We start from the raw sequence: 19206 nt of genomic DNA, 5'->3' as shown, positions 1-19206 counted from the left end.
GAGGGCGGCGGCCGGGGCGGCGGGCTTGGCGGCGGCCGGGCGCGGCGTGGCGGTCAGCGCCGAGGCGCGGGCCGCCGGGGTGGACTCGACCTGGGCCTCGCTGGTGTTGCCGCGATCACGGGCGGCCGCGCCGCCGACCACGGGCGCCTGCTCGACGATGTCCTCGTCGGTGGCGTCCGCGATGATCACGGTGATGTTGTCCGGACCGCCGCCGCGCAGGGCGAGCGCGATGAGGCGCTCCACGCACGCGGTCGGGTCGACGTACTCACGCATGGTCTGGCCGATGGTCTCCGCGCTGACCACGCCCGACAGACCGTCGGAGCAGATCAGGTAGCGGTCACCGGGGTGCACCGGCCGGACGGTGTAGTCCGGCTCGATGTCGCGCCCGTCCATCGCGCGGGTGAGCAGCGAGCGCTGGGGATGGCTGCTGGCCTCCTCCGCGCTGATGCGACCCTCGTCCACCAGCATCTGGACGTACGTGTCGTCCTTGGTGATCTGGTTGAACTCGCCGTCGCGCAGGAGGTAGGCCCGCGAGTCGCCGATGTGGGCCATGCCCAGTTTGGAGCCGGTGAAGAGCATCGCGGTCAGGGTGGTGCCCATCCCCTCCAGGTGGGGGTTGGCGTCCACGGTGTCGCGAAGCTGCTGATTGGCGAGGTTGACGGCCGACCTGAGGGCGTCGACGATCGCGTCGCCGGGGACGTCCTCGTCGAGCGGGGCCATGGCGCCGATGACGATGTTGCTGGCGACGTCACCGGCGGCCATGCCGCCCATGCCGTCGGCGACGGCGAGCAGCCGCGGCCCGGCGTAGACGGAATCTTGGTTTCCGTCACGGATGAGGCCGCGGTCACTGCGGGCCGCGTAGCGCAGGATGATTGTCATGGCCGTAATTCGAGGGACGTGCGGCCGATGCGAATCGGCACGCCGAGGGGTACGGGAGTAGGTCCGCTCACCTTGCTGCGGTCCAGATACGTGCCATTGGTCGAGCCGAGGTCCTCCACCATCCACTGCCCGTCCCGGGGGACCAGGCGGGCGTGGCGGGCGGAGGCGTAGTCGTCGGTGATGACCAGCGTGGAGTCCTCCGCCCGGCCGATGGTGATCGGAGCCTCGCCCAGCGTGATCTTGGTGCCGGCGAGCGAGCCCGCCGTGACCACCAAGGTGTGCGCGGCCCGGCCCTTCTTGACCTTGGCCGGGCGCGCGCTGCCCGCCGCCTGCGCGGTCCCCGCGACTCCGCGGGGTGCGGCGACCAGCCGGCTCGTGCGCGAGCCGGCGAACAGATCCCGTCGGATGACCCCGACCACCGTGAACACGAAGATCCACAGCAGCACGAGGAAGCCGAACCGGGCGGCGGTGAGAACGATTTCGGGCAAGGCCGATCAGCCGTCCACGCGGAACGTCAGGGTGGTCGTGCCGATCTGGATCATGTCGCCCGGGTTCAGGGCGACCGCGGAGACCCGCTGGCCGTTGACCATCGTCCCGTTGGTCGATCCGAGATCGGTCAGCACCACCTGGGAGCCGTCGAAGTCGAGCCGGGCGTGCCGCCGCGAGATGCCGACGTCGGGCAGGCGCAGGTTGGCCTGATCCCCCCGACCGATCGTGGTCGAGCCGATGGCCAGCGGGAACGTCCGCCCGTCACCGGAGACGAGGCGCACGTTGCGTGCGCCGCCTCCGCCGGGCGGCGGGCCCGCCTGCTGGCCGCCGTACGGCGGGTACTGCGGCGGGGCCTCGTAGCTCGCCTGCGGCGCCTGGTCGGCCGTGTAGACCTCGGCCGAGACGCGGAACATGCCCGTGTCCAGGCCGTCCCCACGCTCGATCTCGACGATCACGTCGCCGTACACCGTCCAGGCCTGCTCGCCGATGAACTCGGCCTGCGACTGCGCCAGCTCCTGCGCCAGCGCGGCCGCATACGGCGCGAGCCGGCTGTGGTCGTACGGCGAGAGATCGATCACATAGCGGTTCGGCACGAGCGTGCGCCCACCAACCAGGATCGCCTTGTGAGCTTCTGCCTCACGCTGCATGGCATTCAGGATCTCCACAGGGTGGACGACCCCCTTGAATACCTTCGCGAAGGCGCCCTCAACCAGGCCTTCCAGGCGTTTCTCGAAGCGTTGCAACACGCTCACCGGTCCTCCTCGGGTTCCGAGGACATGATGTTATCTGCCCTCCACTCCCGCGTCTTCGCCCAATACGTCCGCCGTTGCCGACGCCACGCCAGCATGACGACCATCCTTGCCTCCGATTTCACCCTTGGCCAGGTGGTCGTGTTAGTGTTCTCCCCGCAACGCCCGCCGGGTTAACCGGTTGGCGAGGCGGAGCAGGCATAGCGTAAGCTGTGCCAGCACGCAACGGGAGGTGACTCCCGGGCGAGCCGCCGGGACTGATAAAGTTCCTGCACACGCCGCGGGACTGCAACTTGGTCCGCAAGGGGAAGTGGCGGAATGGCAGACGCGCACGGTTCAGGTCCGTGTGCCCGAAAGGGCGTGGGGGTTCAACTCCCCCCTTCCCCACCAGCAAGAAGAGGTCTCCTCCGGGAGACCTCTTCTTTTTGTCTCAGCTCGGTATCGGCCACCGAACTGTCGGCCGTTTCACAGGAAGATCGCCGTTTTCGGTCAGAAGCGCCTCACCACGGCCTCACCTGGACCTCCTCAGACGCCGAACACGCCCTGGAAGATCACGATTCGATGTCGAGTCTCCGGACCCGCCGCCATCCGCCCGCTTGATCGTCCGACTTGCCAGGCAGGTGGGCGAATGTCCGGTCAAGATACGCACAGGTGCCCGGCAAGTCCGACGATCTTGGCCGCGCGGGGCCGCGGGCGCGGCGTGCCCGCCCTGGACGGCGCGGTCCGATGTTGGGAAGGGCACCTTCTACAACGCGGAGCGTTGTGCCGAGCTGCTGCTCGTCTCGCTGACGCGAGCCGACGGTGCCCTTCCTTTCTTCAAGGGGTGGCGAGGGCCTCCGTGGGAGACAGGCGGGAGGCTCGGATGGCGGGGTAGAGGCCGGCCAGGCCGCCGATGGCGAGGGTGGCGGCGAGGCCGCCGAGCATGGCCCAGGCCGGGACGACCGTCGGCCAGCCCTGGTACGCCGAGTACGCCGAGGTAACCCCGATGCCCAGGAGCACTCCGCCGACCCCGCCCAGCGCGGACAGCAGCAGCGACTCGGCCAGGAACTGCACTCGGACCTGGCCCCGGGTCGCGCCCAGCGAGCGCCGCAGGCCGATCTCGGCCCGCCGCTCCAGCACCGAGATGACCATCGTGTTGGCCACCCCGACCCCGCCGACCAGCAGCGCCACCGCGCCCAGGCCCAGCAGCAGACCGGTGAAGGCCTGGTTGGCGGCCTGCTTGGCCTGCAGCGCGTCGGAGGGTCGCGACACGTCGACCTCGTTCGGGGCCTCCGGGTTCGCGGTCGCCGCCAGCACACCCTGCACCGCCGCGACCGCCGACTCCACCGAGCGGGTGTAGACGGTGGTCGGGTGCCCGTCGAAGGCGAGCCGATCCGCCGCGGCCGGCCAGCCGACCAGCACCGCGGCGTCCAGCTCCGGGGCCAGCGGCACCGGCTCCAGCACGCCGACCACGGTGAACCGCTTGCCGCCGACCATGATCTGGGTGTCCGGCCCGACCGCCCCGATGCCCAGCCGGGTGGCCGTGTCCGCCCCGACCACCACCGCCGGGTAGCGCTCGGTGGCCGCGTTGAGCCAGGTCCCGGCGCGCAGCTTCGCTCCCACCGTGGCCGGCAGGTCGAGCCGGGCGGCGTACACGGCCAGGCCGTTGGTCTGCGCCGCGGGAATGCGGTCGGACCGGTAGACCTTGGCTCCGTCGACCTTGCCGATGGCGGACACCTGCTCCACCGGCGCGATCCGGGCGATCATGTCGACCGACTCCACCGGCAGCTGGGCGTCCGCGCCGAACATGGTCCGGCCCGGGGTCACCGTGAGCAGGTTGGTGCCGAGGGCGGCCAGGGTGCGGTCCAGTTCCGCCCGTGACGACGACGAGATGCCGACCACGGCGATCATCGCCGCGATGCCGATCGCGATACCCAGCGCCGACAGGAACGCCCGTACCGGACGGGTGCGCAGGCCCACTCCCCCGACGCGCAGCACGTCGCGCGGCCGCATCCGGGCCGGATACAACCTCGGTAGCGCGGGGGCCGTCATCGCGCCCTCCCGCCGACGCTCGCGGGATGCGTCCCCGGACCAGTCGGCGGGATCGTCGTACCGCCGGTGGACAGGTCCGCCGTCGGGACGGCGCGACCGGCTGCCGGGCCGCTGTCGGCGACCACCCGGCCGTCGCGCATCTGCACCTGGCGGGGCGCGCCCGCGGCGATCTCCCGGTCGTGCGTGATGATCACCACGGTGGTGCCCGCCGCGTGCAGCTCGCGCAGCAGCGCCATGATGCCCGCGCCGGAGGCCGAGTCCAGGTTGCCGGTGGGCTCGTCGGCCAGCAGCAGCGGCGGGTTGCCGACCACGGCTCGCGCGATGGCGACCCGCTGGCGCTCGCCGCCCGACAGCTCGTGCGGCTCGTGGTCCATCCGGTGGGCCAGCCCGACCCGGTCCAGGGCGGCGGCTGCTCTACGGCGGCGCTCGCCGAGGCCCATCCCGCCGTAGAGCAGCCCGTCGGCGACGTTGTCCAGCGCGCTGACCCCGGCGGCGAGGTGGAACTGCTGGAACACGAAGCCGACCCGGGCCGCCCGCAGCGCCGACAGCTGCCGGTCCGACAGGGCTGCCACGTCGTAGCCGGCGATGCGTACCGACCCGGTGGTGGGCCGGTCGAGGGTGCCGATGATGTGCAGCATGGTCGACTTGCCGGACCCGGAGGGCCCGACGATCGCCGCCATCTCCCCCGCGCCCACGGCCAGCGACACCCCGTCCAGGGCGGTCACGCCACCGGGATACACCTTGGTGACGCCGTCCAGCGCGATCACCGTGGGATTCCCACGGTCATGCCCTCGGCGAGGCCGTCGCCGCTGACCTCTACCCGGCCGCCGGAGAACAGGCCCGCCTGTACGGCGACGTAGCGGCTCGTGCCGTTTTCGACGACCTCGACGCCGTACCCGCCCTCGCGCAGCGCGACCAGGGCCGAGACCGGCACGGTGAGCACGCCGGGGCGCTCGGCCGCGGTGAAGGTGACGTCGACGGACGCCTGGTTGAAGGCGGCGACCGCCTTCTGGTCGGCCAGCGAGACCACCACCTCGATCTTCGTGGTGGCCTCCTCGCCCTGGCCGCCCGCCTCGATGACGGTGTACGCCTTGGCCACCTTGCCCTGCGCCGTGCCGCCCGCGGGCAGCTCGACCCGCACGGCCGCGCCCACCTTGGCCAGCCGCTGGTCGGCGACGTCCAGCTGGACCACGACGACCCGGACCGTGCCCGTGTACTTGAGCACGGCGGCCCCGGGCTGCGCCGGAGCGCTCGCCGTGGCCTCGACGCTGTCCACCCGGATCTGCCCCGACGCGAAGACGACCCGGCCGAACTCGACCCGCCCCGTCTCCTTGAGCCCGAGGTCCTCCTGCCACCGCCGGACCGCGGTGGCCGTGGACGAGGTGAACTCCCGGTCCACCGTGAAGCCGCCGTAGCCGAGCGCCTGGAGATTCTGCTCCAGCTGCTTGACGTCGGCCCCCTCGTCACCCGCCTTGAGCTCGCGGTACGCGGGCACGTTGCCGTACATCAGCACGGCCGGGGTGTTGTCGATCCGGTAGAGGGGCTTGCCGCGGGAGATCACCGCGCCGGACTCCGGCAGCCAGGTCACCGTGCCGTTGAGCCGGTTCACGGCCGAGAAGGTCGGGCCGAAGCCGAGCTCGCCGTCGAGGGTCTGGGTGTCCTGCAGGGTCTGCCGGGTCACGGGTGACGTGGCCGGCGGCAGGTTGCTCGCGGGCGGCGTCGCGCCGTCCCCGCCACCGAAGCCGACCGCGGCGGCGGCCGCGGCCCCGCCGGCGGCCAGCGCGCCGAGGACCAGCAGCGCGGTACGTGCCCCGCGCCGGCGGCGGCGCCGTCCGGGCGTCGCGTCGGCGGTGCTGTTCAGCGGGGGGAGCTGCGCGGTCCCGGTCACGGCGCCTTCTTCTGGAACGCGCCGGGCATGAACTTCTCCTCGCACAGCTTCTGCGCGGCCGGGAAGTCCGGGTCCTCGCCGACGCTCTTGTCGATCATCACGCGGCCGCCGTCCGGGTCGGGGAAGTTCGGCACCCCGTTGTCGCGCATGCACTGGGCGAACTTGCGCATGTTCTCCGCCGCCTTGGGATCGATCTGGCCTGGCCCGCCCTCGCCGAACGGCGAGTACTGCTCGCACGCCTGCTGCGCCGCCTCGAACCGGTCCCGGTCCATGGGACCGCCGCTGATCTGGATCCGGACCGGGCCACCGTTGGGATCGGGGTCGGGCATGTCGACACCGTGCTCGCGCATGCACTGCGCGAACTTGAGGCCCTTCTCCTGCTGGCTCAAGCTCGGCCCGGTGCTGGGCGTCGCCGCGGCGGTCCCGTTGCCCACCGAGGCGATGCCGTCGCCGTCGTCCGGCTGTGCGCAGCCGGCCAGCGCCAGCGCCGCCATCAGGGGCAGCGCCAACGCCGCCCCCAGCAGCCCTCGCTTCATCGCGTGTCTCCTTCGTCGGGCCGCCGGCCGGTCGCCGGCGGCAGTCGTCGCCCGCGGTAGCGGCCGCTCGGCGTCATCCGGAGCACAGCGGAGGATGACGCCGAGCAAGGCCGCAGTAGCCGGCGAGCACGTTGGTGCCCAGTCCACGCGGGAGGCCGTTTCCCGGCCGTTTCCGCTCGCGATAACGGCGAGGAAACAACACGTCGGGTAACTATTGGCTCGCCGGACCGACCGGCGGGAAGGCGGATCCGGACATGCGGGTGCTCGTGGTCGAAGACGAGGCGCTGCTCGCCGACGCCATCGCCGAGTGGCTGCGTGACGACGCCCACGCCGTCGACGTGGTGTACGACGGCGACGCGGCGCTGGAACGGCTGGCCGTGCACGACTACGACGTGGTGCTGCTGGACCGGGACCTGCCCGTGGTGCACGGCGACGACGTGTGCCGTTCGCTCGTGGCCGCGCAGGCCGACACCCGGGTGCTGATGCTCACCGCGGCCGCCGAGGTCGCCGACCGGGTCGCCGGGCTGACCCTGGGCGCCGACGACTACCTGTCCAAGCCCTTTGCGTTCGCCGAGCTCGCGGCCCGGGTGCACGCGCTGGGCCGGCGCGCCCGGCCGGCCGCCGCGCCGACGCTGGTGCGCGGTGGCATCCGGCTCGACCAGGCCCGCCGCGAGGTCTTCCGGGACGGCCACTACGTGCCGCTGTCCCGCAAGGAGTTCGGCGTGCTGGCCGAGCTGCTGCGGGCCGAGGGCGCGGTGGTCTCCGCGGAGACCCTGCTGGAGAAGGTGTGGGACGAGAACGCCGACCCGTTCACCTCGGCGGTCCGGCTGACCATCCTCAAGCTGCGCCGCAAGCTGGGCGACCCGCCCGTCATCGCCACCGTCGCCGGAGTGGGGTATCGCCTCCCGTGAGACTGCATTCGCTGAGACTTCCGTCGTACCGGCTGACCATCCGCGCCCGGCTCACGCTGGTGTACGGCGGCCTGTTCTTCCTCGCCGGGCTGGCGCTGCTGGTGGTGACCTACTTCCTGGTCGATCAGTCGCTGCTGCAGAAGTTCACCTTCCAGGCCCCGCTGCCCGACCTGGGCAAGGCGCCCGGGGTGACCGGCCTGGCCGGACCGGGCGGCTCCCGGGTGCGGGTGCTCATCGACAACAACCCCGACCTCGTCTACTTCATGGACAAGCAGGCCGAGTCGCTGCGCCACGCGACCATGCTCGCGCTGCTTCAGCAGGGCGCGATCGCGCTCGTGGTGGTGGGCGCGGTGGCCATCGCGCTGGGCTGGCTCATCGCGGGCCGGCTGCTGTCACCGCTGCATCGGATCACCGACACGGCCCGGCGGATCAGCACCGCCCCGGCCGCCGACCGCGGGCTGCACGAGCGCATCGCGCTGCGCGGCCCGAACGACGAGATCCGGGAGCTGGCCGACACCTTCGACGCCATGCTGGCCCGGCTGGACCAGGCCTTCGACGGGCAGCGGCGGTTCGTCGCGAACGCCTCGCACGAGCTGCGTACGCCGCTGACGCTGAACCGGTCGCTGGTGGAGCTGGCGATGCACCGCCGGACCGCGTCCGAGGACGTCAAACGGCTCGGCGAGACGCTGCTGGACATCAACGGCAGGCACGAGCGGCTCATCGAGGGGCTGCTGCTGCTGGCGCGCTCGGAGAACGAGGTGGTGGAGCGGCGGCCGGTGGACCTCGCCGACGTCGTCGACCACGTCGGGCTGCAGAGCGCGGGCGCGGCCGCCGAGGCCGGTGTGACGGTGACGGTCCAGGCCGCCCCCGCGGAGACCGCCGGTGACCCGGTGCTGCTGGAACGGGTCGCGCAGAACCTCATCGGCAACGGCATCCGGCACAACGCCGCGGGCGGCTGGGTCCGGGCCACGACGGGCACCCGGGGGGACCGGGTGGAGCTGGAGGTGTCCAACAGCGGGCCGGTGGTGGCGGCGTACGAGGTGGAGGGGTTGTTCGAGCCGTTCCGCCGGGGCAGCGAGCGCACCCGCTCCGACCAGGGGGTGGGGCTCGGCCTGTCCATCGTGCGAGCGATCGCGCGGGCGCACGGCGGCACCGTCGCGGCCCGGCCGCGCGACGGCGGCGGGCTCGTCGTGACGGTCTCGCTGCCCCGGTAGACACCCCCGACCGCCGCCCCTGGCTCCGCCTGAACTGAAAGGAAGGGCACCTTCCCATCGTTTTTCGTACAGGAAGGTGCCCTTCTTAACGCTCCGTGTAACGGGCGGCTGCGGGGCGGACGGTGGGCGGACGGGCGGGGCCGGTCAGGGTAAGCTCTCCGCTGGTCGAGTTCGTCGATTGGTTACAGGGAGTATCTGGTGAGCGTTGCGCTGGTGACCGGTTCGGCCGGTCTGATCGGTTCCGAGGCAGCCCGCCACTTCGCCGGCCTGGGTATGCACGTCGTCGGCCTCGACAACGACATGCGCAAGTACTTCTTCGGCGAGGACGGCTCGACCGCCTGGAGCCTGGTGAACCTCACCAGCAAGCTCGGCGACTCGTACACGCACTACGACGTCGACATCCGCGACCGTGACGTGCTCAACAAGATCTTCGAGCGGTACGGCAAGGACATCTCCCTGGTGATCCACACCGCGGCCCAGCCCAGCCACGACTGGGCGGCCAAGGAGCCGTTCACCGACTTCGACGTCAACGCCGTCGGCACCCTGAACGTGCTGGAGTACACCCGCCAGCACTGCCCCGACGCCGCGTTCATCTTCTGCTCGACGAACAAGGTGTACGGCGACACCCCGAACCGCCTTCCGCTGATCGAGCAGGAGACCCGGTACGAGATCGACGCGAACCACCAGTTCGCCGACGGCATCACCGAAGACATGACGATCGACAACAGCATGCACTCGATCTTCGGCGTGTCCAAGGTCGCCGCGGACGTGGCCGTGCAGGAGTACGGCCGCTACTTCGGCATGAAGACGGCCTCCTTCCGCGGCGGCACGCTGACCGGCCCCGCGCACAGCGCCGCCGAGCTGCACGGCTTCCTGGCCTACCTGATGCGCTGCGTCATGGAAGGCCGCACGTACAACCTGTTCGGCTACAAGGGCAAGATGGTCCGCGACGCCATCCACTCGCACGACGTGCTCACCGCGTTCGAGGCGTTCTTCCGCAACCCGCGCTCCGGCGAGGTCTACAACTTGGGCGGCGGCCGCTTCTCCAACACCTCCCACCTGGAGGCCTTCGCCATCGCCGAGAAGATCGCGGGCAAGGAGGCGAAGGTCAACTACGTGGAGCAGGCACGCATGGGCGACCACCAGTGGTACGTCAGCGACATGGCCAAGTTCCAGGCGCACTACCCGGACTGGCAGATGACCTACAACGTGCCCGCTATCCTCAACGAGATCTACGAGGCCAACGCCGACAAGTGGATGTAGCCCCCATCGGCGCGCACACCCTAGGAACGTCATGACGACGACGCTGAACAGCGGCAGCAAGCGCAACGTGCTCGGCGTCCTCGTCGACGCCACCGACTACGCCGACGCCACCGAACGCATCATCCGCGCTGCGACGGAGGGCCGGCCGTACGCGGTCACCGCGCTCGCGGTGCACGGCGTGATGGAGGGCGTCGCCGACGGCAGGCTCGGCGCGCAGCTCAACAGCTTCGACCTGATCACCCCGGACGGCCAGCCGGTGCGCTGGGCGCTCAACCTGCTGCACGGCGCGGGCCTGCGCGACCGGGTGTACGGCCCCGAGCTCACCCTGCGGGTGCTCGGCCGCGCCGCCGAGCAGGGCCTGCCGGTGTACCTCTACGGCTCCACCCAGCCCGTGCTCGACCTGCTGATCCCGGCGTTGATCGCGAAGTACCCGGCGCTGAAGATCGCCGGCAGCGAGCCGTCGAAGTTCCGCGGTGTGGAGCCCGGCGAGGCCGAGCAGATCGCGGCGCGCATCACCGGCTCGGGCGCGCGCATCGTGCTGGTCGGGCTAGGCTGCCCGCGCCAGGAGAAGTTCGCGTACGCGATGCGCCCGTACCTGGGGATGCCGTTGCTGGCCGTCGGCGCGGCGTTCGACTACCACGCCGGCGGGCTGCGCAAGCCGCCCGCGTGGATGCAGCGGCACGCCCTGGAGTGGCTGTGGCGCCTGGGCCTGGAGCCCAAGCGCCTGTGGCGTCGCTACCTGATCCTGAACCCGAAGTACCTGGCCCGCCTCGGCGCCCAGAAGACCCGCCTCTGGCGCGCCACCCCGGTCACCCCAGCCACCGACTCCCCCTCGACCTTCGCGGTGTAGCCGGCGCCCGCCTTCGCGGGCGCGGGGTTCGGCCCGGGAAGCCTCCCTTACCCGCCGGTCGCTCGTCCGCTGCGCGGACTTCCGCTCCTGGCGGGTGCGGTCGGCGGCCGAACCCGGCTGCGGGTCCGGGTCAGAGCAGCCGCTTCTGCCGCAACTTTTAAAGAGTCGCGGCATCAGGGGGAGTCCGATGCCGCGACTCTTTAAAAGTTGCCGCCCGAAGGGGGTCGCCCCCCGAAGTGCGGCGGGGCCGAGGGGGCGGCGGGGTCAGCGGCGGAGGTAGATGAGGCCCAGGACGGAGCGGGTGGCTTCGAACCAGCGGTCGACCCATTCGTCGGAGGGCGGGGTGTTGCGGGGCGGGAGTTCGAGGAGCAGGCCGCGCAGGAGCGGGTGGTCGACGAGGGTCGACTCGGCGGGCATGTCGAGCCAGCTCGACGGCGTGAACGACTGCTCGCCGAACCGGTCCAGGCCCAGCGACTGCAGCGGTCCGGGGCCGGGCTCCAGCAGGGTGTCTCCCGGCAGCTGGACCCGTTCGGAGTCGCGCAGGCCGCGCTCGCGCGGGGTGGGACTGGCGTTCTGGCTGGGCACGTGTTCAGGCATCGTCATCTTCGTCCTACCCGGTCGGCGAGTTTCGCGGTGTGGTGGGGCGCCGTCTGGTACAACGACCGCAACGGAACGCAGGCGACGGTCTACCCGCGATCGTCACTGCATGTGTTGCTTGCGTGACTAAGCGCAAGCTAACCAGTTGTGCATCACGTGCGGGGGAACCACGATGGCCGCTGAACCGGCGTCCACACCATTGCCAGCCCAGGTCACGCCGGCGCAGCTGATCGGCGAGATCAGCCGCCTCGTGCGGCAACTGCCCTGTCCGCACTGCGGCCAGGAGGGCGCTCACTCCGCGCCGGTCCATTCCCAGGCACTGGTCCCGGCCGCCCGGGAGCCCTACGACGACATGGCGCCGATCGACCCGCTGGACGAGATCGGCGACGATGAGCGCTGGCTGTGGCGCCTGGTCGAGGAGGCCGAGCGGGTCGCCGCGGCGGCGCCGCCCGGGCCGGATCCGCGCCAGGTCGCGCTCGCCGAGCAGCGCTGCCAGGAGGCGTACGAGGCGGAGCAGAAGGTCCAGGCCCGCATCCACGCCACCATCGCCGCGCTGGCCCAGCCGTCGTCGTGGCTGCGGCCCCGCCACCGGGCCGCGCTGGCCCGGCACCTGCGCGAGGACCGGGCCGCCGCCGTGCTGACCGCGATCCAGCGGGGACGGATCGAGGAGATCCGGGGGCGGCTGCGCGCCGTCACGAACCGGCGCGCCGACTACCTGTCGGCCCACCGCGCCACGCTGGAGGCCGGGCGCAACGCGCGGCTGGAGCTGACCCGGGTGCTCGACGACCTGATAGACCGGTACGCCCGGATGTCGCAGCCGCCGGCCTGGTTCAAGTTCGGCCTGGACTACCCGCCGGAGCCGGGACAGCGCCGGGAGTGGCTGCAGCACGCCCGGGAGGCCATGGTCGAGCGGCGGCGGGCCAACCTGCACCGGGTGCTGCTGTGATCAGCCTCGATACGGCGAAGGACCCCCTTCGGCGCCCTTGACAACGGCACGGAAGGGGGTCCCACCTGAACGTGATCCAGAGCTGTCGCCAGCAACGGGGCTCGACCTAGAGGTCGAACTCTCCGTCCTTGGCACCCTCCACAAAGGCGTCCCACTCGTCCGGCGTGAAGATCAATGCCGGACCGGTGGGGTTCTTGGAATCGCGCAGCGCGATCGCACCACCCACGAACGCGACTTCAACGCAGTTGTCGCAGTTCGGGCCACTCCGCGTGCTCTTGTACCAACGCGCTTCGCTCAGATCGACTCGAAACCCCTTGGTCTCGATTTCCATAGTGGCTCCTCCGCCAGTTGTGCGATCAGCTCGGCGGACTCCTCGGGGCTCAACGCAGCCTTTCGGATGTTCTCGAAGATCTTGGTGTACTTCCCCAGCTCGTCGTTCTTCTCCAGGAAGAGTCCCCCGGTCGCATTCTCCGCGTAAACGACATCTGAGTCCCCGGGTTCGGGAAACTCCAGGATGGCGAAAGTACCGTCCATACCGGCGTGTGGACCTGCCTCGAACGGCAACACCTGCAAGGTCACGTTAGGCCACGAGGCTGCTTCGGCCAGTAACCGAAGCTGGTCTCGCATGACCCTGTCGCCGCCCACGGGCCGGCTCACCACCGACTCATCGAGCACCACCTGAAACCTGATCGCATCGTCTTGTCGCGTGAGCAACGATTGACGGCCCATCCGGACACGGACACGATTCATGATCGCTTCTTCGTCCCAGTCCGGCCAGGCGCCGCGAATCATCGCCTCCGCATATTCCGCTGACTGCAGCAGGCCGGGGACAACCTGCTGTTCGTACGCGCGGATGGAGCTGGCCGCGGCCTCCAGCCCGACGTAGGCACCCACCAGCACGCTGCTGTACGGATGCCACCAGCCCTTCTGCCTCGCCTCCTTGGCGATCTCCACGAGCACGTCGACCTCGTCGGTCGGCGTGCCGTAGATCGTCAGCATGTCGCGGACGTCGCGACTGGTCACCGAGCTGTGTCCAGTCTCGATCCGCGAGATCTTGGACTGCGAGCACTCCATCCTCTCGGCCACGAACTCCAGCGTGATGCCGGCATGTTCGCGCCGCTTGCGCAGTTCGGCACCGAGTCTTCGTCGGCGCACTGTCGGGCTCTGTCGGGTTGTCACGGCGCACCTCCGCGACGCACGTCGGCGGAGGCACGAAAGTCGATGCCCCCGCCCGATGGAACTTGCATATGTCGTGTTGCGAGTCTGCTCCGACGATCGGCGAATCATCAACCGGCCGAACGCACAGAGGGTGCGACTCGGCATCACCGGGGAGACCGACACCAGCTTGTCACATACCGGACGAAGGACACCAGAGCGCATACGCACTTTGCAACTTGCATTCAGCAAAGTCTTCCGGCACAGTGTCTGTTATGGCCCCCGCTGTGCTGATCTTCCGTTTTCATGATCACGCACGGTGGGCGCGGCTTCACCTCTAGCGTTCAACGAGCGACTCCCGATTACGTGTTGTCCAGATCGCACCGGTACGAGAGAGCAGGAGAAAAGGTGACTCCCCAAGCCGGCGACATCCTCCACGTCACTCGCGAAGCCAGCGTTCAGTTCCTCCGCCCGATGATGTTCCGGGTGATCCGCGTGCACGACTGGCCGACGTACGAGGGCTGGGTGTGGCTCGACGGCTACCAGCTCAACGCCGCAGGTGACGCCGTGGAGCGCCGCTCGATCTTCGTGCAGCGCGCCGGCCTGCGCATCGTGCCCGACAACAGCGCCGCGGCCCGTGCCCGCACGGCGCCCGCCCGCACCGGGCAGCGGCCCACGCTGAGCCGCCCGAACCTGCGCCCCGCAACTGCCGGCGCACGCTGAGAATTTCTCGCGATCCGCCTCCGGTCGGCCTGGACCGGATCTACGCTCGAATGACCCTAGTTGAACGACGGTGGCGACTCGCCCGGCCGTTTGCGGTCAGCAGGCGGCCGCGACGAATCTCCCCGTCGCGGAACATGGCTGGTCCCGGCGCGCCGCCGCTCTCGCGGCGCGCCAACGGACTCCCAGGTTCCGGCCCTCGCGTGGCACGGCACCCGCTCACCCGGGGGACGGCGCCATGGACATTCGAACGATCGCATCTGGACGGGAGCCCAGGGCGACCATTCCACATCGGTCCCACCGGCTGGCCGCACTGTGCGGTGCGGCGCTGGCGGCGGCGTTGTTCACGCCGGTGCCCGCCACGGCCGGCACGACCGAGGTGCGAGCCGCAACGGTCGCGGACGCATCCACCCGGCAGGCACCGCCGCCCGCCGCAGTAACCGCCCACTCCGTGCCGCCTGAGTTGATGGCACGCTCACTGATCTCCACCGGAATGATCGGTATCGGTCTCGCGCTGGGCGGGATCGTCATCGTCACGCACCGACGCCGCCAATGGTGACGGGCCGGCAGACAGAACGCGCCCATGCCGTACGGCATGGGCGCTGTTCATGTCACGACGGGGAGTCGAGCCTGCCGGTCAGTCTTCGTCGCCGTCGGGGCTCGGGCTCGCCTCCGCGCTGGGGCTCGGTTCCGGCGACGGGCTGGTCGGCGCCGAGGCCACCACGATGGTCACCGTCGACCCGGGTTCCAGCAGCGTGCCCGCTTCCGGCTCCACGTCCACCACGGTGCCGGGATCGGCGTCGCCGGTGATCCGCACGCTGATGCGCGGGTTCAGGCCCACCGCGTTCAGCGCGTCGATGGCCTCCTGCTGCGACAGGCCCACCAGGTTCCCCGGCACCGGGACGGCGGACACCTCCGGCGACGGTGACACCGACGCCGACGGGCTCGGGGCAGCGCTGGTGGGCGCGGCAGTGGTCAGCGCCGGGGTCGGCGACGCGCTCGGCGCCGGCGTGGGTCCCGTGCCGCGTAGCACGAACCAGGCCGCCACCGCGAACAGCGCCAGCAGCAGTAGCGCGATCCCGATAATGATCAGCGGTGCTCGCCAGGTGCGCTGGCCTTCGCCGTACTCGATGCCGGGCGGCGGGGTGGCGTCGCGCATCGACCGGGGCTCCGGGGTGGGCACGCCCGCCCGGCCGGTCCAGACGTCCTGGGCGGGCATCACCGAGGTGCGCTCGTCCGGCGGCACGGGCCGACCGCCGACGGGCGGCAGCACCGAGGTCGGCTCGCCGCCGGGAGGCACCGCTGCGGGCCCGCCCGCGGGTAGTACGGTCGTCGCCTCGTCACCGGGGCCCCCACCCGCGGGGAACACGGTCGTGGCGTCGTCGCCGGGCCTGCCGCCCGTGGGGAGCGCAGTCGTCGCCTCGTCGCCGCCCTGGCCACCGGCCGGCAGCACCGTCGTCGGCTCGTCGCCGGGCCGGGGCTCGTCGTCGCGCCGGTGAGCAGCCATCGGGGCGGTCTCGTCGGAGGGGGACGACCCGGGGCCGCTCCCCCGCGCCGCCGGGTCGTTGTCGTCGTGCCGCTGCTCATCGGACATGCTGAGGTCCTACCACGTCGCCGGGTCGGTTAAGCCTTACCTGGGCGCGTGGCGTGCCGGGCACGCCACGCACCGTCGATCAGCCTGCGGCCGGAGAGGGCGGCGGGGCGGTCTCGCAGGTGAGCGACACCTCGGTGTTCCACTTGAGCTTCGTGCCGGCCTCCGCGGTGGCCGCGGTGACCGTGCCGACCTTCTCGGCCGGGTACGGTCCGACTCGCAGACCTGCCCCGACCAGCGCCTTCTTCGCCTCTTCGCAGGACGTGCCGACCAGTGTCGGCACATCGACGTCGATGATCGGCCCGGCGACGAAGAGTTTCACGCTCGTGCCGGCCCGCACCGGGGCGTCCGCGGCGGGCTCGGTCTTCGTGATCTGGCCCGCCTCGCCCTCCTGGTCGAAGACGACGTTCACGGTCACCTTCAGATCCGCGATGAGCTGGCGGCGAACGGTTTGGAAGTCCTGTCCGGCCACGTTCGGCATGCGGGGGCCGTCCGGCGCGGGCGAGGCCGTGCTCGGCTCGACCGTCGGGGTCGGCGAGGGCGCCTCGCTCGGGGACGGGCTCGCCTCCGCCGACACGGCGACGGACGGGGTGGCGCTGGGCTGGGCGTTCGGCTCGCCGTCGCCGGCGACGAACCATCCGATCGCGAGACCCGCGACGGCCAGCAGCACCGTGGCCGTCGCCAGGATCGCGACGGTGCCGGGGCTGAACCCACGTGGTCGCTGCGGCGTCAGCGGCGCCGTCTGTGCCCACGGGTCGGTCATGATGCTCTCCTCTTTCGGGTACGCCCGGCGAACGCTACGCCGCAACGAGAGTAAACCGTTCACACGAACCGCCCTCGCATTGCTATACGCTCGCGTCATGTCACTTCAGGGCCCGGGTACGCGGCTGGGACTGAGCTCCGTCGCCGTCGCGGTGGGCGTTGCCGCCGCGGCGGGAGCAGCGCAGTTGGGTGTCGGATACGGCCTGGGGGTCTTCTCCTGGGTGCCCACCGTGCACGGTGGCGACGAGGCCGCGTGGCTGGCGAGTCTGGCCTGGACGGTGTGGATTTCCGCCCTGTCGGTGGTGCTCGGTGCCGTTGTGGCCGATCGTGTCGGCCGCCCGACTGTCCAGTCGTCGACAGCGGTCCGCGTGCTGCGCCGTGCCGCGCTGTCCATCGCCGCGGCGTTGGGCGGCCTGGTCGTCGTCGCACTGACCGCGGTGCCGGCCCGGGTTGCCGTACGCGCGGACACGTTCGCGCCGCACCTGATCGTCGGCGGATACGCGATCGCCGGGGTGCTGCTCGGCCTGTTCGTCGCCGTGGCCGCCCTGATCGCGCGCTCGATCGCCGCGAATGTGCTGGCCACCGGCGGCTGGCTGTGGCTGCTCGCAGTCACCGCGGTGGCCGACGGCATCGCGGCCGGACGGGACTCCGTCGTGGCGCAGCTCGGCTCCTGGCCGGTCACCACCGACGGGCCCTGGTTCCGCAGCGTCTACCTGCCCGGCGCGGCCATCGCCGCGGTGGCCGCCGTGCTGATCGGATTCCTGGCCGCGCTGCCCGCGGCCCGCCGCCGCGACGCCCAGGCGGGGGTGGCGCTCTCCGGTGCCGCCGGACCGGCCCTGGTCGCCGTGGCCTACCTGCTGGCCGCGCCGAAGCTGACCGGCGCGCTGCCCGAGCAGCTGTCGGCATACCTGGTGGCGCCGTACGCCGTGTTCGCCGGGCTGCTCGGCTCGGTGCTCGCGCTGGTGCTCTGCGGCCCGCGCCGCCCGCGCCCCGTGCCGGCCGCGGACGCGCCGGTCCCGCCGCAGTACACCGGCTGGGACGCCGTGCCGGCGCCGGCCGTGCCCGCGCAGACCGGCCCGGACCGGTCCGCCGCGGACAAGGACGCGACGGCCAAGGACGCCGCCGCCAAGCCCGCGGCCGCCAAGGACGCCGCTGCCAAGCCCGCTCAGGGCAGGGCCTCCGTCGCGAAGGCCGCCCAGGCGACCGCCGAGAAGCCGGCGGACGAGCCGACCACCGGCACACCGGTCGGCACCGGCGACACCGCCTCCCCCGCGGCGGACGCGCCGAGCCCGAAGCAGCCTCGCAAGAAGCGCTGACCCCCGTACCTCAACGCACGACGACCAGGCCCGCGCTGCCCGCACCGCGCGAGCGCAGCACCCGGGCGGAGCGTTCCCCGCTGGCACGGCAGGCCGCACGGCGGGCGGTCGGGCACGCCGTCACCAGCAGCACCCGGACCGGGCCACCGTCGAGCTGCATGTACGTCGGCACCGCCGCGGCCGCGGACACGGTGAACCGGCCGGGCGCCGTCTCCACGAAGGTGAACCGGCTGATCACCCCGTCCCGGGTGACGTCCGAGAAGCTCTGGTTCGAGACGTGGTTGCCCATGCCGTAGGCGACCCAGCGGCCCTCGATCCGCTCGAACGGCTGCACCACGTGCGCGTGGTGGCCGAGGATCAGGTCCACCGCACCGTCACGCAGCAGCTGCCGGGCGACGGACACCTGCTGCTCGTTGGGGCGCTGCTGATACTCGGTGCCCCAGTGGATCGACACGATGACGACCTCGGCCCCGGACCGCCGGGCCCGGACCGCCGCCTGCCGGACGCGCTGCGGGTCGAGCGAGTTGACCAGCCATTCCTTGCCCCTGGGCCGGGTCAGCCCGTTGAAGGAGAAGGTGTACGACAGCAGCGCCACCCGCACCCCGCGCACCGTGACGATGGTGGGCTTGTCCTGCTCGGCGCGGCTGCGGGCCATGCCCGCGTGGGCGATCCCGGCCGCGTCCAATGCGGCCAGCGTGCGCCGGATGCCCGCCTCGCCGCCGTCCAGGGAGTGGTTGGACGCGGTGGAGCAGGCGTCGTAGCCCGTCTGCTGCAGGGCGGGCACGATCTGCGGCGGCACCTTGAAGATCGGATATCCGGTGAACGGGCCCTGCGGGCCGCCCAGCGGCGTCTCCAGGTGGCAGATCGCCAGGTCGGCCGCCTCGATCACCGGGCGTACGCCCTTCAGCAGCGGCGCGAAGTCGTAGCCGCGCCCGCCCGCGTCGCGCTGCGCCTGCCGCCAGAGGCCGTTGTGCAGCAGCACGTCCCCGCTGCCGACGACAGTGAACGTACGCGGCACGAACGTCCCGCCAGCTGACGGGCTGGGTGAGGGCTCCGCCGAGCGGCCAGGCGCGGCCGTGCTGCTCGGCGCGGGCCGCGGCACCGGCACGCTCGCCGTCGGCAGGACCTGCGTCGAGGCAGGCTGCGGCGCCCCGCCAGGCAGCCACGGCGGCAGCGCCGCGGCGGCGACCACGGCCAGCAGCATGGCCAGGATCGCCGTCAGCGCCCAGGGACTGACGTCACTACGGTCACCCGTCACGGCTGCACCCTCCCCCGAGGTCGACGGTCACACCATCCGCTGTCAGGCCGA

20 protein-coding genes, 1 tRNA gene and 1 pseudogene are annotated in these 19206 nt (G+C 71.6%); 9 read left to right on the top strand and 13 right to left on the bottom strand.

Features of this window, described 5'->3' with window-relative positions:
- The 3 genes from ACFQO7_RS33550 to ACFQO7_RS33540 form a co-directional block, all read right to left on the bottom strand.
- On the bottom strand, positions 1-879 hold an 879-nt coding region (locus ACFQO7_RS33550), incomplete at its 3' end, for a PP2C family protein-serine/threonine phosphatase (protein WP_376810146.1).
- Complete coding sequence (locus ACFQO7_RS33545) at positions 876-1367, bottom strand: FHA domain-containing protein FhaB/FipA (RefSeq protein ID WP_360523597.1); 492 nt, start codon at positions 1365-1367, stop codon at positions 876-878. The genes ACFQO7_RS33550 and ACFQO7_RS33545, both read right to left, overlap by 4 nt.
- Positions 1368-1373: 6 nt before the next feature.
- Positions 1374-2120 (bottom strand): FhaA domain-containing protein, encoded by a 747-nt coding sequence (locus tag ACFQO7_RS33540; protein ID WP_203691934.1) that lies wholly within the window; start codon positions 2118-2120, stop codon positions 1374-1376.
- A gap of 301 nt (positions 2121-2421) precedes the next feature.
- Here ACFQO7_RS33540 and ACFQO7_RS33535 point away from each other — a divergent pair.
- Positions 2422-2507: transfer RNA gene (locus ACFQO7_RS33535), tRNA-Leu, on the top strand.
- Between the two features lie 426 nt (positions 2508-2933).
- Here ACFQO7_RS33535 and ACFQO7_RS33530 read toward each other — a convergent pair.
- The 4 genes and pseudogenes from ACFQO7_RS33530 to ACFQO7_RS33515 all read right to left on the bottom strand — a co-directional run bounded on the left by ACFQO7_RS33530 (position 2934) and on the right by ACFQO7_RS33515 (position 6572).
- A complete protein-coding gene (locus ACFQO7_RS33530) occupies positions 2934-4148 on the bottom strand; it encodes an ABC transporter permease (RefSeq protein WP_376810145.1) in 1215 nt (404 codons plus the stop codon).
- Between the two features lie 119 nt (positions 4149-4267).
- Positions 4268-4915, bottom strand: a pseudogene (locus tag ACFQO7_RS33525) (ABC transporter ATP-binding protein); the annotation flags it as partial.
- Positions 4912-6036 carry a peptidoglycan-binding protein gene (locus ACFQO7_RS33520; protein WP_376810144.1) on the bottom strand — a complete coding sequence of 375 codons (1125 nt, stop codon included), beginning with the start codon at positions 6034-6036 and terminating at the stop codon, positions 4912-4914. The gene ACFQO7_RS33520 and the pseudogene ACFQO7_RS33525, both read right to left, overlap by 4 nt.
- The gene (locus ACFQO7_RS33515; RefSeq protein ID WP_376810143.1) at positions 6033-6572 is read right to left on the bottom strand and encodes a hypothetical protein; all 540 of its coding nucleotides are present in this window, start codon (positions 6570-6572) and stop codon (positions 6033-6035) included. The genes ACFQO7_RS33520 and ACFQO7_RS33515 overlap by 4 nt, the downstream gene beginning before the upstream one ends.
- A gap of 254 nt (positions 6573-6826) precedes the next feature.
- Here ACFQO7_RS33515 and ACFQO7_RS33510 point away from each other — a divergent pair, with 254 nt between their 5' ends.
- From ACFQO7_RS33510 to ACFQO7_RS33495, 4 genes are all read left to right on the top strand, one after another.
- On the top strand, positions 6827-7483 hold the full coding sequence (locus ACFQO7_RS33510; RefSeq protein WP_376810142.1) for a response regulator transcription factor: 657 nt from the start codon (positions 6827-6829) through the stop codon (positions 7481-7483).
- Positions 7480-8697, top strand: coding sequence for a sensor histidine kinase (locus ACFQO7_RS33505; protein WP_376810141.1), 1218 nt, complete (start codon positions 7480-7482; stop codon positions 8695-8697). The genes ACFQO7_RS33510 and ACFQO7_RS33505 overlap by 4 nt, the downstream gene beginning before the upstream one ends.
- Positions 8698-8895: 198 nt before the next feature.
- A complete protein-coding gene (locus ACFQO7_RS33500) occupies positions 8896-9960 on the top strand; it encodes an NAD-dependent epimerase/dehydratase family protein (protein ID WP_376810140.1) in 1065 nt (354 codons plus the stop codon).
- A gap of 31 nt (positions 9961-9991) precedes the next feature.
- Complete coding sequence (locus ACFQO7_RS33495) at positions 9992-10810, top strand: WecB/TagA/CpsF family glycosyltransferase (RefSeq protein ID WP_376810139.1); 819 nt, start codon at positions 9992-9994, stop codon at positions 10808-10810.
- Between the two features lie 264 nt (positions 10811-11074).
- Here the strand turns inward: ACFQO7_RS33495 and ACFQO7_RS33490 are convergent, their stop codons facing one another.
- Positions 11075-11413, bottom strand: coding sequence for a hypothetical protein (locus ACFQO7_RS33490; protein WP_376810138.1), 339 nt, complete (start codon positions 11411-11413; stop codon positions 11075-11077).
- A 166-nt stretch (positions 11414-11579) separates the two neighbouring features.
- On the opposite strand from ACFQO7_RS33490, the gene ACFQO7_RS33485 reads away from it, so the two are divergent.
- On the top strand, positions 11580-12353 hold the full coding sequence (locus ACFQO7_RS33485) for a hypothetical protein (RefSeq protein ID WP_376810137.1): 774 nt from the start codon (positions 11580-11582) through the stop codon (positions 12351-12353).
- Between the two features lie 106 nt (positions 12354-12459).
- Here ACFQO7_RS33485 and ACFQO7_RS33480 read toward each other — a convergent pair whose 3' ends face one another.
- On the bottom strand, positions 12460-12678 hold the full coding sequence (locus tag ACFQO7_RS33480) for a DUF397 domain-containing protein (protein ID WP_120321590.1): 219 nt from the start codon (positions 12676-12678) through the stop codon (positions 12460-12462).
- Positions 12648-13532, bottom strand: a complete 885-nt coding sequence (locus ACFQO7_RS33475; RefSeq protein WP_203691951.1) for a helix-turn-helix domain-containing protein — start codon at positions 13530-13532, stop codon at positions 12648-12650. Before ACFQO7_RS33475 ends, ACFQO7_RS33480 begins: the two co-directional genes overlap by 31 nt.
- Positions 13533-13982: 450 nt before the next feature.
- Between ACFQO7_RS33475 and ACFQO7_RS33470 the strand changes: the two genes are divergently transcribed.
- Entirely contained in the window at positions 13983-14231 is a 249-nt protein-coding gene (locus tag ACFQO7_RS33470) for a hypothetical protein (protein WP_376810147.1), read from the top strand.
- Between the two features lie 235 nt (positions 14232-14466).
- The gene (locus ACFQO7_RS33465; RefSeq protein WP_376810136.1) at positions 14467-14787 is read left to right on the top strand and encodes a hypothetical protein; all 321 of its coding nucleotides are present in this window, start codon (positions 14467-14469) and stop codon (positions 14785-14787) included.
- Positions 14788-14865: 78 nt separating this feature from the next.
- Here the strand turns inward: ACFQO7_RS33465 and ACFQO7_RS33460 are convergent, their stop codons facing one another.
- Complete coding sequence (locus ACFQO7_RS33460) at positions 14866-15822, bottom strand: PASTA domain-containing protein (RefSeq protein ID WP_376810135.1); 957 nt, start codon at positions 15820-15822, stop codon at positions 14866-14868.
- Between the two features lie 79 nt (positions 15823-15901).
- Positions 15902-16582, bottom strand: a complete 681-nt coding sequence (locus tag ACFQO7_RS33455) for a PASTA domain-containing protein (RefSeq protein WP_376810134.1) — start codon at positions 16580-16582, stop codon at positions 15902-15904.
- 97 nt (positions 16583-16679) lie between these two features.
- Between ACFQO7_RS33455 and ACFQO7_RS33450 the strand changes: the two genes are divergently transcribed.
- Entirely contained in the window at positions 16680-17897 is a 1218-nt protein-coding gene (locus tag ACFQO7_RS33450; RefSeq protein WP_376810133.1) for a hypothetical protein, read from the top strand.
- Positions 17898-17907: 10 nt separating this feature from the next.
- On the opposite strand, the gene ACFQO7_RS33445 is transcribed toward ACFQO7_RS33450, so the two are convergent.
- A complete protein-coding gene (locus ACFQO7_RS33445; protein WP_376810132.1) occupies positions 17908-19155 on the bottom strand; it encodes a CapA family protein in 1248 nt (415 codons plus the stop codon).
- Positions 19156-19206 lie beyond the last annotated feature (51 nt).

It is taken from the genome of Catellatospora aurea, from assembly GCF_042663325.1.
GTDB classification, from domain to species: Bacteria; Actinomycetota; Actinomycetes; order Mycobacteriales; family Micromonosporaceae; genus Catellatospora; species Catellatospora aurea.
The sequence above is the reverse complement of the archived record's forward strand: the minus strand, read 5'-3'. Positions and strand labels throughout refer to the sequence as shown.

Coding starts and splice junctions, on each gene's coding strand:
- ACFQO7_RS33515 (WP_376810143.1), bottom strand. CDS start 6,572: ATGAAGCGAGGGCTGCTGGGGGCGGCGTTGGCGCTGCCCCTGATGGCG.
- ACFQO7_RS33510 (WP_376810142.1), top strand. CDS start 6,827: ATGCGGGTGCTCGTGGTCGAAGACGAGGCGCTGCTCGCCGACGCCATC.
- ACFQO7_RS33485 (WP_376810137.1), top strand. CDS start 11,580: ATGGCCGCTGAACCGGCGTCCACACCATTGCCAGCCCAGGTCACGCCG.
- ACFQO7_RS33465 (WP_376810136.1), top strand. CDS start 14,467: ATGGACATTCGAACGATCGCATCTGGACGGGAGCCCAGGGCGACCATT.
- ACFQO7_RS33455 (WP_376810134.1), bottom strand. CDS start 16,582: ATGACCGACCCGTGGGCACAGACGGCGCCGCTGACGCCGCAGCGACCA.
- ACFQO7_RS33530 (WP_376810145.1), bottom strand. CDS start 4,148: ATGACGGCCCCCGCGCTACCGAGGTTGTATCCGGCCCGGATGCGGCCG.
- ACFQO7_RS33470 (WP_376810147.1), top strand. CDS start 13,983: ATGATGTTCCGGGTGATCCGCGTGCACGACTGGCCGACGTACGAGGGC.
- ACFQO7_RS33450 (WP_376810133.1), top strand. CDS start 16,680: ATGTCACTTCAGGGCCCGGGTACGCGGCTGGGACTGAGCTCCGTCGCC.
- ACFQO7_RS33495 (WP_376810139.1), top strand. CDS start 9,992: ATGACGACGACGCTGAACAGCGGCAGCAAGCGCAACGTGCTCGGCGTC.
- ACFQO7_RS33460 (WP_376810135.1), bottom strand. CDS start 15,822: ATGTCCGATGAGCAGCGGCACGACGACAACGACCCGGCGGCGCGGGGG.
- ACFQO7_RS33490 (WP_376810138.1), bottom strand. CDS start 11,413: ATGACGATGCCTGAACACGTGCCCAGCCAGAACGCCAGTCCCACCCCG.